This is a genomic window from Streptomyces sp. NPDC001068, from assembly GCF_042897315.1.
Classification (GTDB): domain Bacteria; phylum Actinomycetota; class Actinomycetes; order Streptomycetales; family Streptomycetaceae; genus Streptomyces.
Map to the genome: position 1 here is coordinate 69,861 of NZ_JBIAYD010000003.1, position 13,500 is coordinate 83,360.

The 13,500-nt window shown below is 69.8% G+C and carries 15 protein-coding genes; 1 reads left to right on the top strand and 14 read right to left on the bottom strand.

The annotated features are described in order from the left end of the window. Positions 1-4: 4 nt before the first annotated feature. The 4 genes from ACFY3I_RS09760 to ACFY3I_RS09775 are packed head-to-tail and all read right to left on the bottom strand — an operon-like array spanning position 5 to position 2,816. Positions 5-202: a hypothetical protein gene (locus ACFY3I_RS09760; protein ID WP_390860153.1), complete on the bottom strand. Its 198-nt coding sequence runs from the start codon at positions 200-202 to the stop codon at positions 5-7. Then, positions 202-603 carry a hypothetical protein gene (locus ACFY3I_RS09765; RefSeq protein ID WP_390860154.1) on the bottom strand — a complete coding sequence of 134 codons (402 nt, stop codon included), beginning with the start codon at positions 601-603 and terminating at the stop codon, positions 202-204. Before ACFY3I_RS09765 ends, ACFY3I_RS09760 begins: the two co-directional genes overlap by 1 nt. 54 nt (positions 604-657) lie before the next feature. Beyond that, positions 658-2,124, bottom strand: coding sequence for a sensor histidine kinase (locus ACFY3I_RS09770; protein ID WP_390860155.1), 1,467 nt, complete (start codon positions 2,122-2,124; stop codon positions 658-660). Beyond that, positions 2,121-2,816: a response regulator transcription factor gene (locus tag ACFY3I_RS09775; protein WP_390860156.1), complete on the bottom strand. Its 696-nt coding sequence runs from the start codon at positions 2,814-2,816 to the stop codon at positions 2,121-2,123. The genes ACFY3I_RS09770 and ACFY3I_RS09775 overlap by 4 nt, the downstream gene beginning before the upstream one ends. 257 nt (positions 2,817-3,073) lie before the next feature. Here ACFY3I_RS09775 and ACFY3I_RS09780 point away from each other — a divergent pair, with 257 nt between their 5' ends. After that, on the top strand, positions 3,074-4,897 hold the full coding sequence (locus ACFY3I_RS09780) for a glycosyl hydrolase family 18 protein (RefSeq protein WP_390860157.1): 1,824 nt from the start codon (positions 3,074-3,076) through the stop codon (positions 4,895-4,897). Positions 4,898-4,956: 59 nt separating this feature from the next. Here ACFY3I_RS09780 and ACFY3I_RS09785 read toward each other — a convergent pair whose 3' ends face one another. From ACFY3I_RS09785 to ACFY3I_RS09830, 10 genes are all read right to left on the bottom strand, one after another. Further along, positions 4,957-5,403 (bottom strand): DUF2550 domain-containing protein, encoded by a 447-nt coding sequence (locus ACFY3I_RS09785; protein ID WP_390860158.1) that lies wholly within the window; start codon positions 5,401-5,403, stop codon positions 4,957-4,959. Between the two features lie 292 nt (positions 5,404-5,695). Further along, entirely contained in the window at positions 5,696-6,070 is a 375-nt protein-coding gene (locus tag ACFY3I_RS09790) for a F0F1 ATP synthase subunit epsilon (protein WP_351710510.1), read from the bottom strand. Between the two features lie 113 nt (positions 6,071-6,183). Then, complete coding sequence (gene atpD / locus ACFY3I_RS09795) at positions 6,184-7,620, bottom strand: F0F1 ATP synthase subunit beta (RefSeq protein ID WP_351321963.1); 1,437 nt, start codon at positions 7,618-7,620, stop codon at positions 6,184-6,186. After that, a complete protein-coding gene (locus ACFY3I_RS09800; protein ID WP_365290347.1) occupies positions 7,620-8,540 on the bottom strand; it encodes a F0F1 ATP synthase subunit gamma in 921 nt (306 codons plus the stop codon). Before ACFY3I_RS09800 ends, atpD begins: the two co-directional genes overlap by 1 nt. Before the next feature lie 21 nt (positions 8,541-8,561). Beyond that, positions 8,562-10,151, bottom strand: a complete 1,590-nt coding sequence (atpA, locus tag ACFY3I_RS09805; RefSeq protein ID WP_390860159.1) for a F0F1 ATP synthase subunit alpha — start codon at positions 10,149-10,151, stop codon at positions 8,562-8,564. 134 nt (positions 10,152-10,285) lie between these two features. After that, positions 10,286-11,101, bottom strand: coding sequence for a F0F1 ATP synthase subunit delta (locus tag ACFY3I_RS09810; RefSeq protein ID WP_390860160.1), 816 nt, complete (start codon positions 11,099-11,101; stop codon positions 10,286-10,288). After that, positions 11,098-11,643 carry a F0F1 ATP synthase subunit B gene (locus ACFY3I_RS09815; RefSeq protein WP_365290353.1) on the bottom strand — a complete coding sequence of 182 codons (546 nt, stop codon included), beginning with the start codon at positions 11,641-11,643 and terminating at the stop codon, positions 11,098-11,100. Before ACFY3I_RS09815 ends, ACFY3I_RS09810 begins: the two co-directional genes overlap by 4 nt. Positions 11,644-11,681: 38 nt before the next feature. Next, positions 11,682-11,915, bottom strand: coding sequence for an ATP synthase F0 subunit C (atpE, locus tag ACFY3I_RS09820; RefSeq protein WP_031181218.1), 234 nt, complete (start codon positions 11,913-11,915; stop codon positions 11,682-11,684). Between the two features lie 73 nt (positions 11,916-11,988). Next, entirely contained in the window at positions 11,989-12,825 is an 837-nt protein-coding gene (gene atpB / locus ACFY3I_RS09825) for a F0F1 ATP synthase subunit A (RefSeq protein ID WP_390860496.1), read from the bottom strand. 210 nt (positions 12,826-13,035) lie between these two features. Beyond that, positions 13,036-13,449: a hypothetical protein gene (locus tag ACFY3I_RS09830; RefSeq protein ID WP_390860161.1), complete on the bottom strand. Its 414-nt coding sequence runs from the start codon at positions 13,447-13,449 to the stop codon at positions 13,036-13,038. Between the last annotated feature and the right edge of the window lie 51 nt (positions 13,450-13,500).

Consider the following 13,500-nt stretch of genomic DNA (forward strand, 5'->3'; position numbering starts at 1 on the left):
GGGGTCAGCGGCCGGTGTCGTCCTGGGACGCGTCCTTGTCGGCCTGTGCGACCGCGGACTCGGCCGCGGCCACCTTCTGCTGCATCTCGGAGTAGCCGGAGGGGGTCGCCGGAGCCTGCCGCGCGGTGCCGCCGCCGTGGCCGCAGCCCACGCAGAGCCCCGCCAGGAGAGCGACCGCGGCGGCCGCGATCCGCGGGCGCATCAGCTCGCCCCGTCCTTGTTGTCGCGGCACCAGGTCCGGACGTCGGCCAGGTCGCCCTGCCGCTTGCGGAGGGTGGGCACGAGCGACTTGCGGAAGGTCAGCCGGTCCTGGAGGAAGGTGGCCACCTCGGTGTGGCCCGCCGCCTTCGCGTTGTCCACCCGCTGCTGCAGGCGGGCGATCGAACCCCGCCGGTCCGCCCCGGCGTTCAGCCGCTCCAGCGCCCGGTCGATGCGCCGGTCGATCTTCGGCGCCCGTTTGCACAGCGCCTGTGCGCCGTCGCCTGTCGGGGTCGCCGCCGGGGCCGGCGTGCCGTCGGCCGTGGCCGCGCCCGCACCGGTCGCCAGCAGTGCCGCCGTGGCCAGCCCCACGAGGAGGGTGCGCCGCCTCCGTCGTACGTACATCTCTGCCTCCGTTCCCCGGGCGGCGGTCCTGTGGTCCGCCCGACGTGCCGGACGCTAGGGGGCGTCCTTGGGGAAACTCTGTGACCGGTTTGCCCCGGCTGTGTGGATCAGCCAGTCGCGACGGGCGGGCAGTTCGCCGCCGGTCCGGGGCAGCCGTACCCGGAAGCGCGCGCCGGTGCCGTCCGGACCGTCGGAGACCGTCACCTCGCCCCGGTGCAGCGCCGTCTGCTGCGCCACCAGGGTCAGGCCGAGCCCCGAGCCCGTGCTGCCCGCTCCGCGCCGGAACCGTTCGAAGACCCGGTCCCGCTCCGCGGGCGGCACCCCGGGTCCGCGGTCGTCGACGGTGATCACGACCTGTGCGTCCGTGCCCCGCAGTCCGACCGTCACACGCGCCCGGCCGTCCGGGTCCTGGCCGTGGGCCAGCGCGTTGGCGAGCAGGTTGTCGAGGAGCAGGCGCAGCCCCGGCTCCCAGCCGTGGACCGTGAGCCCGGGCGCCGCGTCGACGGTGATCAGGGCGGCCGGCATGTGCCGCCGGGCCTCGGCCACCGCCGCCTCCGCGACCTCGGTGAGCTCCACGGCCCCGAGCGCCTCCGCCTCCACCAGGTCGCCGCGCCCCAGCTCGCGCAGCATCACCAGCAGGCCGAGCAGCCGGGCGTGCCCGTGGCGCAGGTCGGTGACGACCTCGGTACGGTCCGGTTCGGCGAGGCCGGGGTGCGCCGCGAGGATGTCCAGGTTGGTGCCCATGCTCATCAGCGGGGTGCGCAGTTCGTGGGCCGCGGCGGAGGAGAAGGAGCGGGCGGTGTCCAGGGCCTCGGCGGTGCGGGCGGCCTGTTCGTCGTAGCGGGCGAGGGCCTTCTGGAGGGTGGCGGCCAGGTCGTCGACCTCGGTGACGCCGGTCGGGTCGTGGCGCAGCCGGGTGGCGCTGGCGCGCGGGTCGATACCGGCGGTGCGGCGGCCGAGGCGGCGCAGCGGGCCGGTGGCACCGGTGGCGATGCCCCAGGCGAGCAGGCCGGAGAGGGGGGCGGCGAGCAGGGTGGTGGCGAGCACGCGGCGCCGTACGAGGCGGAGTTGGGCCTGGTCGGCGGCGTTGGGCGCGAAGACCCACAGGGTGCCCGAGCCGCGGACGGTGGTGATCGGCCGGGCCAGGGCGCGCCAGCTGGTGGCGCCGTCCCGGACGGTGATCGGGGCGAGGGCGGCGCGCTCGAGCAGCCGGACGGAGGGGCCCGGCTGGGGGCCGCCGCTGAAGGCGCCGTCCGGTCCGACGACACGCACGCCGACGTCCAGTGCCGAGCTGAACAGCTGCCGTTCCCGGGTGTCGGCCGCCCTGGGCCGGCCGCCGGCGCTGGCCCGCAGCAGGGCACGGGCGTCCGGGGCCATGGCGGTGGCCCGGGAGCGGAGGTGCTCGTCCTCGGCACGGTGCAGGTCGTGGTCGACCAGCCGGAGCAGCAGCCAGCCGGAGGCCAGCACCAGCAGCGGCACGGTCGCCCCGACGGCGAGTCCGATCCGGGTGGAGAGCCTCATGCCTCCTCCCGCAGCACGAAACCGACGCCGCGTACGGTGTGCACGAGCCGGGGCAGGCCGTCCGCCTCCAGTTTGCGGCGCAGGTAGCTGACGAACGTGTCGACGGTGTCGGTGCGCACCTCGAAGTCGTAACCCCACACGCGGTCCAGGAGCTGGTCGCGGGTCAGGACCAGCCCGGCGTTGCGGACCAGGACCTCGAGGAGTTCGAACTCGCGCCGGGTCAGGTCCAGGGGGCGCCCGTCGCGCGCGGCGGTGCGGGCCGCCGGGTCGATCACGAGCCCGGCGGCCCGCAGCACCTCCCGGCCGGTGGGCGGCCGGCGGCGCAGCAGCGCGCGCAGTCGCAGCACCAGTTCCTGGAGGGCGAACGGCTTGACCAGGTAGTCGTCGCCGCCGGCCTGGAGTCCGGCTATCCGGTCGGTGGTCTCGTCCAGCGCCGAGAGCATGAGGACGGGGAGGTCCAGGCCGTCGGCGCGCAGGCGTTCGCAGACCTGGATGCCGCTCATACCGGGCATCGAGACGTCGAGGACGAGCACGTCCGGCGGGGCGTCCCGCACCGCGGCCAGGGCCCCCGGTCCGCTCTCCGCCGTGCGCACCGCGAAACCGCTCAGCCGCAGGCCGCGCTCCAGTGACCGCCGGATGGCCGCGTCGTCGTCCACCACCAGCACGGCTCCCGGCCGGTCCGCCTCGCTCATGCCGCCTCCTCGTGCGTCGCCGGGCAAGCGTACGGTTCCGCTCCGGCCGGGCGGGCGGGCGGGTGACCCGGCCCGAGCAGCCCGCGGTGGCAAATGGTGTCGACCGGCCGGGAGTTGGGTGACCTGCGAACACTTCACGCCCACTTCAGGGAGAGTGGTCCAGACCTATTGACCGGTGGTCCAGACCTTTCTATTCTCGCGGCACCGTGGGTGCGAAGGCTCAGTCGTGCCCCCCAACTCCCCATAGGAGGCGCAGGATGCGCTTCAGACACAGAGCCGCGGCCGGGTTCGCGACCCTGTTGCTCCCGCTGGCCGGTCTGGTCGGCCTCGCGGGCCCCGCGCAGGCCGCGACGTCCGCCACCGCGACCTACACCAAGACCCAGGACTGGGGTACCGGCTTCGGCGGCCAGTGGACCGTCAAGAACACCGGCACCACGTCGATCAGTTCCTGGACCGTCGAGTGGGACTACCCCTCCGGGACCTCGGTCACCTCCGCGTGGGACGCGGACGTGACGTCCTCGGGCACCCACTGGACCGCCAAGAACAAGTCCTACAACGGTTCCATCGCCCCCGGCGCCTCGGTCTCCTTCGGCTTCAACGGCGCGGGCTCCGGATCACCGAGCAACTGCCTGCTCAACGGCGCGAGCTGCGACGGCGGCACCACCGTCCCCGGTGACGCGGCGCCCTCCGCGCCCGGCACCCCGACCGCCTCCTCGATCACCGACACCTCGGTGAAGCTGAGCTGGTCCGCCGCCACCGACGACAAGGGCGTCAAGAACTACGACGTGCTGCGCGACGGCAGGGTCGTCTCCACGGTGACCACCACGTCGTACACCGACACGGGTCTCACCGCCGGCACGGACTACTCCTACACCGTCCAGGCCCGGGACACCGCGAACCAGACCGGCCCGGCCAGCGGCTCGGTCGCCGTGCACACCACCGGCGGCACCACCACTCCCCCGCCCACCGGCGACAAGGTCAAGCTCGGCTACTTCACCGAGTGGGGCATCTACGGCCGGAACTACAACGTCAAGAACCTGGTGACGTCCGGTTCCGCCGCCAAGATCACGCACATCAACTACGCCTTCGGCAACGTGACGAACGGCCAGTGCGCGATCGGCGACTCCTACGCCGACTACGACAAGGCGTTCACCGCCGACCAGTCGGTCAGCGGCGTCGCGGACACCTGGGACCAGCCGCTGCGCGGCAACTTCAACCAGCTGCGCGAGCTGAAGGCCAAGTACCCGAACATCAAGATCCTGTGGTCCTTCGGCGGCTGGACCTGGTCCGGCGGCTTCGCCCAGGCCGCGGCCAACCCGACCGCGTTCGCCAACTCCTGCTACGACCTGGTCGAGGACCCGCGCTGGGCCGATGTCTTCGACGGCATCGACATCGACTGGGAGTACCCGAACGCCTGCGGGCTGAGCTGTGACACCAGCGGGGCCGCGGCCTACAAGAACCTGATGGCCGCGCTGCGCGCCAAGTTCGGCTCCAACAACCTGGTCACCGCCGCCACCACGGCCGACGGCACCTCCGGCGGCAAGATCGACGCGGCCGACTACGCGGGAGCGGCCCAGTACGTCGACTGGTACAACGTGATGTCGTACGACTTCTTCGGTGCCTTCAACGCGAACGGCCCGACCGCGCCGCACTCCCCGCTCACGACGTACACCGGCATCCCGACCCCCGGCTTCACCACGGCGGACGCGATCGCCAAGTTCAAGTCGAAGGGCGTCCCGGCGAGCAAGCTGCTGATCGGCATCGGCTTCTACGGCCGCGGCTGGACCGGCGTCACCCAGGCGGCCCCGGGCGGCTCGGCGACCGGACCGGCGCCGGGCACCTACGAGCAGGGCATCGAGGACTACAAGGTCCTCAAGACGTCCTGCCCGGCCACCGGCACGGTCGCGGGCACGGCGTACGCCTACTGCGGCAACAACTGGTGGTCCTACGACACTCCCGCCACGATCGCCGGGAAGATGAGCTGGGCCAAGTCCCAGGGACTCGGCGGCGCGTTCTTCTGGGAGTTCAGCGGTGACACCAGCAACGGTGAACTGGTGAGCGCCATCAACTCGAACCTGTAGAGCGGGCCTCAGGAGACTTCGCCCTCACCCGGACCCCGTCCGGGTGAGGGCGAAGCCGGTTACGCCACGTTCACCCGCTGTCCGGGCGGGGCCGCTTCCAGCCACGCGAGGAATCCGGTCAGCGCGTCTTCGCTCATGGCCAGTTCCAGGCGGGTGCCCCGGTGCACACAGGTGAGGATCACGGCGTCGGAGAGCAGGGCCAGCTCCTCCTCGCCCTCCGGCAGGCGGCGGCCGGCCACCTCGATCCGGTCGCGTTCCAGGACCCGGCGGGGCCGGTAGGCGTAGGAGAAGACCCGGTACCACTCGACGCTGTCGCCGTTGTAGCGGGCGACACCGTAGCTCCAGCCCTTGCCGCTGGCGTCCGCCCTCTCGGGTACGTCCCAGCGCAGCGAACAGTCGAAGGTGCCGCCCGAACGCTGGATCAGCCGGCGCCGCAGCCCGAACAGGAAGAGTCCCACCACCACGAGCGCGACCACGATTCCGCACACAGTCAGAGCGAGGACCATCGGCACCGACCTCCTCGTCTCCTAGGTAATGGAACGTAAAAAGACCCAGATCTACCTCAGCCGCGGGGGGGGGCGGGGGGGGGCCGGGCCCCCCCGGGGGGGGGGGAGTAGAAACCCGCCCCCCGGGGGTTGGGCGGGGGGGCGCCCACCCCGGGCGCACCCCCGCACCCCCCCACATGTTCTCGTTTCTACCCCACCCAAAAACCACCCATTTATCCCACCCCGGGGGGTTAAACCGCCTCCCCCCGCCCCCCCCCGCGGCTGAGTCAGTTCAACGCATACGCGCAGTGTGTCAGCGAGACGTCGCCGCCCGCAGACGTACGTCGGCGCGTCGCTCGGCAGTGGCGTCGCCCTCCGCCTTCGCGCGCTCCAGCTCCCGCTCCGCGCGCTGGACGTCGATCTCGTCCGACAGCTCGGCGATCTCGGCCAGCAGCGACAGCTTGTTGTCCGCGAAGGAGATGAAACCGCCGTGCACCGCGGCGACGACAGTCCCACCTTCACTCGTACGGATGGTCACCGGGCCCGACTCCAGCACACCCAGCAGCGGCTGGTGACCGGGCATGACGCCGATGTCGCCGGACGTGGTGCGCGCGACGACCAGGGTGGCCTCGCCGGACCAGACCTGACGGTCGGCGGCGACCAGCTCGACATGCAGCTCAGCAGCCAAAGGTGGCTCCTCGGGTCACCACCCGGTGGAATCACCGGGTGTTGGATACAAGTCTAATGGGCGTGAGTGAGGGGGCGGGACGCGCCCGCCCCCTCACACGAACTCAGGCGAGTTCAGGAGACGCCCAGCTCCTTGGCGTTGGCCTTGAGGTCCTCGATGCCACCGCAGAGGAAGAACGCCTGCTCCGGGAAGTGGTCGTACTCGCCGTCGATGATCGCGTTGAACGCGGCGATCGACTCGTCCAGCGGGACGTCCGACCCGTCGACGCCGGTGAACTGCTTGGCGACGTGGGTGTTCTGGGACAGGAAGCGCTCCACGCGACGGGCACGGTGGACGACGAGCTTGTCCTCCTCGCCGAGCTCGTCGATACCGAGGATCGCGATGATGTCCTGGAGGTCCTTGTACTTCTGGAGGACCGTCTTCACCCGCATGGCGGTGTTGTAGTGGTCCGCCGCGATGTAACGCGGGTCCAGGATCCGGGACGTGGAGTCCAGCGGGTCCACGGCCGGGTAGATGCCCTTCTCGGAGATCGGACGGGAGAGAACCGTCGTCGCGTCGAGGTGGGCGAAGGTGGTGGCCGGGGCCGGGTCGGTCAGGTCGTCCGCGGGGACGTAGATCGCCTGCATCGAGGTGATCGAGTGACCACGGGTCGAGGTGATGCGCTCCTGGAGGAGACCCATCTCGTCGGCCAGGTTCGGCTGGTAACCCACCGCGGAGGGCATCCGGCCGAGCAGGGTCGACACCTCGGAACCCGCCTGCGTGAAGCGGAAGATGTTGTCGATGAAGAACAGCACGTCCTGCTTCTGCACATCGCGGAAGTACTCCGCCATGGTCAGACCCGCGAGGGCCACGCGCAGACGGGTGCCCGGGGGCTCGTCCATCTGGCCGAAGACGAGGGCCGTCTTGTCGATGACGCCCGAGTCCGCCATCTCCTCGATGAGGTCGTTGCCCTCACGCGTGCGCTCGCCGACACCGGCGAACACGGAGACACCGTCGTGGTTGTTGGCGACGCGGTAGATCATCTCCTGGATGAGCACCGTCTTGCCGACGCCGGCACCACCGAACAGACCGATCTTGCCGCCCTTGACGTACGGGGTCAGCAGGTCGATGACCTTGACGCCGGTCTCGAACATCTCGGTCTTCGACTCGAGCTCGTCGAAGTTCGGGGCCTTGCGGTGGATGGACCAGCGCTCGCCGTCGTACTGCTCGTCGACGTTCAGCACCTCACCGAGGGTGTTGAACACCTTGCCCTTGGTGAAGTCGCCGACCGGGACGGTGATGCCGTCGCCGGTGTCGGTCACCGGGGCCTGGCGGACCAGACCGTCGGTGGGCTGCATGGAGATGGTGCGGACCAGGCCGTCACCCAGGTGCTGGGCGACCTCCAGGGTCAGCGTCTTCTTCTCGCCGGCGTTGGCCGGGTCGGACACCTCGACGTGCAGGGCGTTGTAGATGTCCGGCATCGCGTCGACGGGGAACTCCACGTCGACGACCGGGCCGATGACCCGGGCGACGCGGCCCGTGGCCGTCGCGGTCTCAACAGTGGTGGTCATTAGCGGTCACTCCCCGCGGTCGCGTCGGCCAGGGCGCTGGCGCCACCGACGATCTCGCTGATTTCCTGGGTGATTTCGGCCTGGCGGGCCGCGTTGGCAAGACGGGAGAGCGTGTTGATCAGCTCGCCCGCGTTGTCGGTGGCCGACTTCATCGCGCGCCGCGTGGCGGCGTGCTTCGAAGCCGCCGACTGGAGAAGCGCGTTGTAGATGCGGCTCTCCACGTAGCGCGGCAGCAGGGCGTCGAGGACGTCCTCCGCCGAGGGCTCGAAGTCGTACAGCGGAAGGATCTCGTCGCCCTTGGCGGCGCCCTCCTCCGCGACCTCTTCGAGGCTGAGCGGCAGCAGTCGGTCGTCGAGCGCCGTCTGCGTCATCATCGACACGAACTCGGTGAAGACGATGTGGAGTTCGTCCACCCCGCCGTCCGCCGTCTCGGTCTCGATGGCCTCGATCAGCGGCGCCGCGACCTTCTTGGCGTCCGCGTACGAGGGCTCGTCGGTGAAGCCCGACCACGACTCCGCGACCTTGCGCTCACGGAAGGTGTAGTGGGCCAGACCGCGGCGGCCGACGATGTACGTGTCGACCTCCTTGCCCTCGGCCCGCAGACGCTCGGTCAGCTGCTCGGCGGCCTTGATGGCGTTGGAGTTGAAGGCGCCGGCCAGGCCGCGGTCGCTCGTGAGGAGCAGAACCGCGGCACGGGTCGGGTTCTCCGCCTCGGTGGTCAGCGGGTGCTTGGTGTTCGAACCCGTACCGACCGCCGTGACCGCGCGGGTGAGCTCGGTCGCGTACGGCGCGGAGGCCCGCACCTTGCGCTGCGCCTTGACCACACGCGAGGCGGCGATCATCTCCATCGCCTTGGTGATCTTCTTGGTCGCGGTGACGGATCGGATGCGACGCTTGTAGACCCGGAGCTGGGCTCCCATGAGTCAGGTCCCTTCCTTACGTCACTTGGCGGTGGCCGGGGCGTCCTCGCCGAGAAGCTTGCCGTCCGAGGTCTCGAACTGCTTCTTGAACTCGGCGATCGCGTCGGCAACAGCGGTGAGGGTGTCGTCCGACATCTTGCCGCCCTCCTTGATGGAGGTCATGAGGCCCTGCTCCTTGCGGTGCAGGTGCTCCAGGAGCTCCTTCTCGAAGCGGCGGATGTCGGAGACCGGGACGTCGTCCATCTTGCCGGTGGTACCGGCCCACACGGAGACGACCTGGTCCTCGGTCGGCATCGGCTGGTACTGCGCCTGCTTCAGCAGCTCGACCAGTCGGGAACCACGCTCCAGCTGCGACTTCGACGCGGCGTCCAGGTCGGAACCGAAGGCGGCGAACGCCTCCAGCTCGCGGTACTGGGCCAGGTCCAGACGCAGACGGCCGGAGACCTGCTTCATCGCCTTGTGCTGCGCGGAACCACCGACTCGGGAGACGGAGATACCGACGTTCAGCGCGGGGCGCTGACCGGCATTGAACAGGTCCGACTCCAGGAAGCACTGGCCGTCGGTGATGGAGATGACGTTGGTCGGGATGAACGCCGAGACGTCGTTGGCCTTGGTCTCGACGATCGGCAGACCGGTCATCGAACCCGCGCCCATCTCGTCGGAGAGCTTGGCGCAGCGCTCCAGCAGGCGGGAGTGCAGGTAGAAGACGTCACCCGGGTAGGCCTCACGGCCCGGCGGGCGGCGCAGCAGCAGGGACACGGCGCGGTAGGCGTCGGCCTGCTTCGAGAGGTCGTCGAAGATGATGAGGACGTGCTTGCCGTCGTACATCCAGTGCTGGCCGATGGCCGAACCGGTGTACGGCGCCAGGTACTTGAAGCCGGCCGGGTCGGACGCCGGGGCGGCGACGATGGTCGTGTACTCCAGCGCGCCGGCCTCTTCCAGGGCGCCACGCACGGAGGCGATGGTCGAGCCCTTCTGGCCGATGGCGACGTAGACGCAGCGGACCTGCTTCTTCGGGTCGCCCGAGCGCCAGTTGTCGCGCTGGTTGATGATCGTGTCGACGGCCAGGGCGGTCTTGCCGGTCTGGCGGTCACCGATGATCAGCTGACGCTGGCCGCGGCCGACCGGGGTCATCGCGTCGACGGCCTTGTAGCCGGTCTCCATCGGCTCGTGCACCGACTTACGGGCCATGACGCCGGGAGCCTGCAGCTCCAGGGCGCGGCGGCCGGACGTCTCGATCTCGCCGAGGCCGTCGATCGGGTTGCCGAGCGGGTCGACGACGCGGCCGAGGTAGCCCTCGCCCACCGCGACGGAGAGGACCTCGCCCGTGCGGTGCACCGGCTGACCCTCCTCGATGCCGCTGAACTCACCGAGGACGATGGCGCCGATCTCGCGCTCTTCCAGGTTGAGCGCGAGGCCGAGGGTGCCGTCCTCGAACTTCAGCAGTTCGTTGGCCATGGCCGAGGGCAGGCCCTCGACCTTCGCGATGCCGTCGCCGGCAAGGGTGACCGTACCGACCTCCTCGCGCGAGGCCGCGTCCGGCTTGTACGACTGGACGAAGTTCTCCAGCGCGTCCCGGATCTCCTCCGGCCGGATCGTGAGCTCCGCCATCTGGGTTCCCTGCTCTCCTTGTTGGGCCCGAAGTTTCACTTGGGGGGTCTGGGGGCGACCCCCAGGGATTCTTCATGTACGGCCCAACCCGGGCCGTCGTAAGTACGTACTGCTTGTTCTCGACTACCGAGGTGCTAGCCCGCCATGCGGCGTGCCGCGTCCTCCAGCCGGTCCGCGATGGAACCGTTGATGACCTCGTCACCGACCTGCACCCGGATCCCGCCGACGACCGCGGGGTCGACGTCGAGGTTGAGGTGCATCGTGCGGCCGTAGAGCTTCGCGAGGGCGGCGCCCAGGCGTCGCTTCTGCGGTTCGCTCAGCGGCACCGCCGAGGTGACGACGGCGACGACGCGGCTGCGGCGCTCCGCGGCCAGCTTGGAGAGGCCCTCCAGGCCCGCTTCCAGGCTACGTCCCCGCGGCACGGTCACAAGGCGCGTGACCAGACGCTCGGTGACCGGCTTGGCGCGGCCGCCGAGGAGCCGGTGGACCAGCTCGGTCTTGGCCGCGGTGCCGGCCTTGCGGTCGGTGAGCGCGGCGCGCAGCTCGGTGCTGGAGGAGACGATCCGGCCGAACCGGAACAGCTCGTCCTCCACGTCGTCCAGCGTGCCCGACTTCTCCGCGGCCGTCAGGTCGGCGACGGACGCCAGCTCCTCCAGCGCGTCCACCAGGTCGCGGGGCTGCGACCAGCGGGACCGGACCATGCCGGTGACCACGTCGGCCGTGTTCGCGCCGACCTGGCCGCCGATCAGGCGCCGGAGCAGCTCGGCCTTGGCCTCGCCGGACTGCGCCGGGTCGGTCAGGACCCGACGCAGGCCACCCTCGCGGTCGAGCAGCGTGGTGACGGCCGCCAGCTCGTCCGCGAGCCGCGTCGCGTTCACGGACGGCGAGTCCGTCAGCGCGTCGAGACGCTCCCGTGCGGCTGCCAGTGCCTCGCGGCTCGCTCCGTTCATCGGGCCGCCTCGGCCTTCTCCTCAAGCTCGTCGAGGAAGCGGTCGATCACGCGGCTCTGCCGGGCGTGGTCCTCAAGGGACTCGCCGACGAGCTTGCCCGCCAGGTCGGTGGCCAGCTGGCCCACGTCCTGGCGCAGCGACTGCGCGGCGGACTTGCGGTCGGCGTCGATCTGGGCGTGACCGGCGGCGACGATCTCCTCACGCTGCCGCTGACCCTCGGCGCGCATCTCGGCGATGAGCGTGGCGCCCTGCTCCTGAGCCTCCTGGCGCAGGCGCGCGGCCTCGTGCCGGGCCTCGGCCAGCTGCGCCTTGTACTGCTCAAGGACGCTCTGGGCCTCGGTCTGCGCGGCCTCGGCCTTCTCGATACCGCCCTCGATCGCCTCGCGGCGCTGCTCCAGAACCTTGTTGATGTTCGGAAGGAGCTTCTTGGCGAGGAAGCCGAAGACGATGACGAAGGCGATGAGGCCGATGACGAGCTCTGGGATCGGCGGGATGAGGGGGTTTTCGGCCTCCTCAGCCGCCAGCTGAACCAGGGGGCTCATATCAGTGCCTTTCGTCTAGTCAGTGGTGTTTCGGCAGATCACTTGCCGTAGACGAACGGCATGACCAGACCGATCAGGGCGAGCGCCTCACAGAAGGCGAAGCCGAGAATCTGGTTGGCGCGGATCAGGCCGGCCGCCTCGGGCTGGCGGGCGAGGGCCTGGGTGCCGTTACCGAAGATGATGCCGACGCCGACGCCCGGGCCGATCGCGGCGAGGCCGTAACCGATGGAGCCGAGGGAGCCGGAAACAGCGGCAGCAAGGGTCTGGGACATGCCAGTTCTTCCTTTTCTTTACGGACCGGTGGGGGTTGGCCACCGGACGATCACAGGGGTGAGTGCGAGGCGCTCAGTGGTGCTCGGCGAGGGCGCCCTGGATGAAGGTGCACGTCAGAAGAACGAAGACGTACGCCTGAAGGGCCTGGATGAAGAGCTCGAAGGCCGTCATCACGAGGGTCATGATGAAGCTGACGCCGGCGTAGGCGATGCCGATGCCGTTCAGCAGGTACCAGCTGGCGATCGTGAAGAGCAGGAGCAGCGTGTGGCCCGCGAACATGTTGGCGAACAGACGGACCGCGTGAGTGAAGGGCCGCACCAGCAGGTTCGAGAAGAACTCGATGACCATCGCGAGGGGCAGGACCGCGCCGAGCGACTTGTCGTAGCCGGTGAAGTTCTTGAGGGCGCCCACGAAGCCGTGCCGCTTGAAGGTCAGCGAGACCCACAGGACGTAGACGATCAGCGCGAGGCCGACCGGGTACGAAATGATCGCCGTCACCGGGAACTGCGCGACCGGGATGATCGACCAGAGGTTCATCATCCAGACGAAGAAGAACAGCGAGACGATCAGCGGAACGTACTTCTCGCCCTCCTTCTTGCCGATGGTCTCGTAGACGACACCCCGCCGGATGAAGTCGTAACCGGACTCGGCGACCATCTGCAGCTTGCCGGGGACGACCTTCGGCTTGCGGAACGCGGCCCAGAAGAACCCGACGATGATGACCGTGCCGAGCAGCGCCAGCAGCATCGTCTTGTTGAAGTACAGGTTGCTGTCGGCATCACCCCAGAGGGGCTTGAACAGGAACGAGTGCAAGCCGGGAGCCGGGAAGCCACAGCCGTCGAAGATGTGGCAGTCGGTCTCGAAGGCGAGCACCTGCGTCGGGTCAGCACTCACCGCGGGCTCCTTCAGCGTGGCGCATAGGTACGGCAACCTCGTTGTGTCGGCGCGGCGCAAGGCCGCGGTTCGGCACGGGACTGGTGTTACGGATGTGGGGGCGGCTGAGGGGCATCTCGCCTCGCGATTGAGCAGGCGTCAGCTCAGATGCCCGCGCCCGCGATGCCGCAGTTGGCACCGGACGATAGCAGCATCTCTCGTGCGGCTTTATCCCGGGCCTACCTCTCACGACGGCTGCCCGGTCTTGTCGGGCTCGACGTAGAGGATCTTGGCCTTCATCTGGGCGCGCGCCTGAGCAACGATCCACGTGACCGTGCCGACCACGAGCGTGCCGGCGAAGGCCCGGGGGTTGAACAGTGTCGTGTCCTTGAAGGCAGCGACGAAGACGAACAGCAACAGCAACTGCGCCGTGTAGAGCATGAGCCCCATGGCCTGGAAGAGATGGGGAAGCGATTTGGCGGTGCGCTGCAGAACGTAGAGGCCGATCCCCATGAAGAGGACGACCACCACCGTCGCGACGACCGCCCCGATCGCTCCCTTGCCGCCCGCGACGATCGCGCTGACGACGGCAGCGAGCACGCCGACGGCGGCCGTGGGTACGGCGGCCTGGGCCAGGTTCCGGGCGTCATTGGACGGCATGGCGGCAACTCCGCTTTCACAGGGGGGCAGGTGTCGTCATGGACGAGCGTA

Excerpts from the sequence above, each read along its gene's own strand:
- ACFY3I_RS09770 (WP_390860155.1), bottom strand. The coding sequence starts at position 2,124 with ATGAGGCTCTCCACCCGGATCGGACTCGCCGTCGGGGCGACCGTGCCG.
- ACFY3I_RS09830 (WP_390860161.1), bottom strand. The coding sequence starts at position 13,449 with ATGCCGTCCAATGACGCCCGGAACCTGGCCCAGGCCGCCGTACCCACG.
- ACFY3I_RS09810 (WP_390860160.1), bottom strand. The coding sequence starts at position 11,101 with ATGAACGGAGCGAGCCGCGAGGCACTGGCAGCCGCACGGGAGCGTCTC.
- ACFY3I_RS09760 (WP_390860153.1), bottom strand. The coding sequence starts at position 202 with ATGCGCCCGCGGATCGCGGCCGCCGCGGTCGCTCTCCTGGCGGGGCTC.
- atpA (WP_390860159.1), bottom strand. The coding sequence starts at position 10,151 with ATGGCGGAGCTCACGATCCGGCCGGAGGAGATCCGGGACGCGCTGGAG.
- atpD (WP_351321963.1), bottom strand. The coding sequence starts at position 7,620 with ATGACCACCACTGTTGAGACCGCGACGGCCACGGGCCGCGTCGCCCGG.
- ACFY3I_RS09800 (WP_365290347.1), bottom strand. The coding sequence starts at position 8,540 with ATGGGAGCCCAGCTCCGGGTCTACAAGCGTCGCATCCGATCCGTCACC.
- ACFY3I_RS09765 (WP_390860154.1), bottom strand. The coding sequence starts at position 603 with ATGTACGTACGACGGAGGCGGCGCACCCTCCTCGTGGGGCTGGCCACG.
- ACFY3I_RS09775 (WP_390860156.1), bottom strand. The coding sequence starts at position 2,816 with ATGAGCGAGGCGGACCGGCCGGGAGCCGTGCTGGTGGTGGACGACGAC.
- ACFY3I_RS09780 (WP_390860157.1), top strand. The coding sequence starts at position 3,074 with ATGCGCTTCAGACACAGAGCCGCGGCCGGGTTCGCGACCCTGTTGCTC.
- ACFY3I_RS09785 (WP_390860158.1), bottom strand. The coding sequence starts at position 5,403 with ATGGTCCTCGCTCTGACTGTGTGCGGAATCGTGGTCGCGCTCGTGGTG.
- ACFY3I_RS09815 (WP_365290353.1), bottom strand. The coding sequence starts at position 11,643 with ATGAGCCCCCTGGTTCAGCTGGCGGCTGAGGAGGCCGAAAACCCCCTC.
- atpE (WP_031181218.1), bottom strand. The coding sequence starts at position 11,915 with ATGTCCCAGACCCTTGCTGCCGCTGTTTCCGGCTCCCTCGGCTCCATC.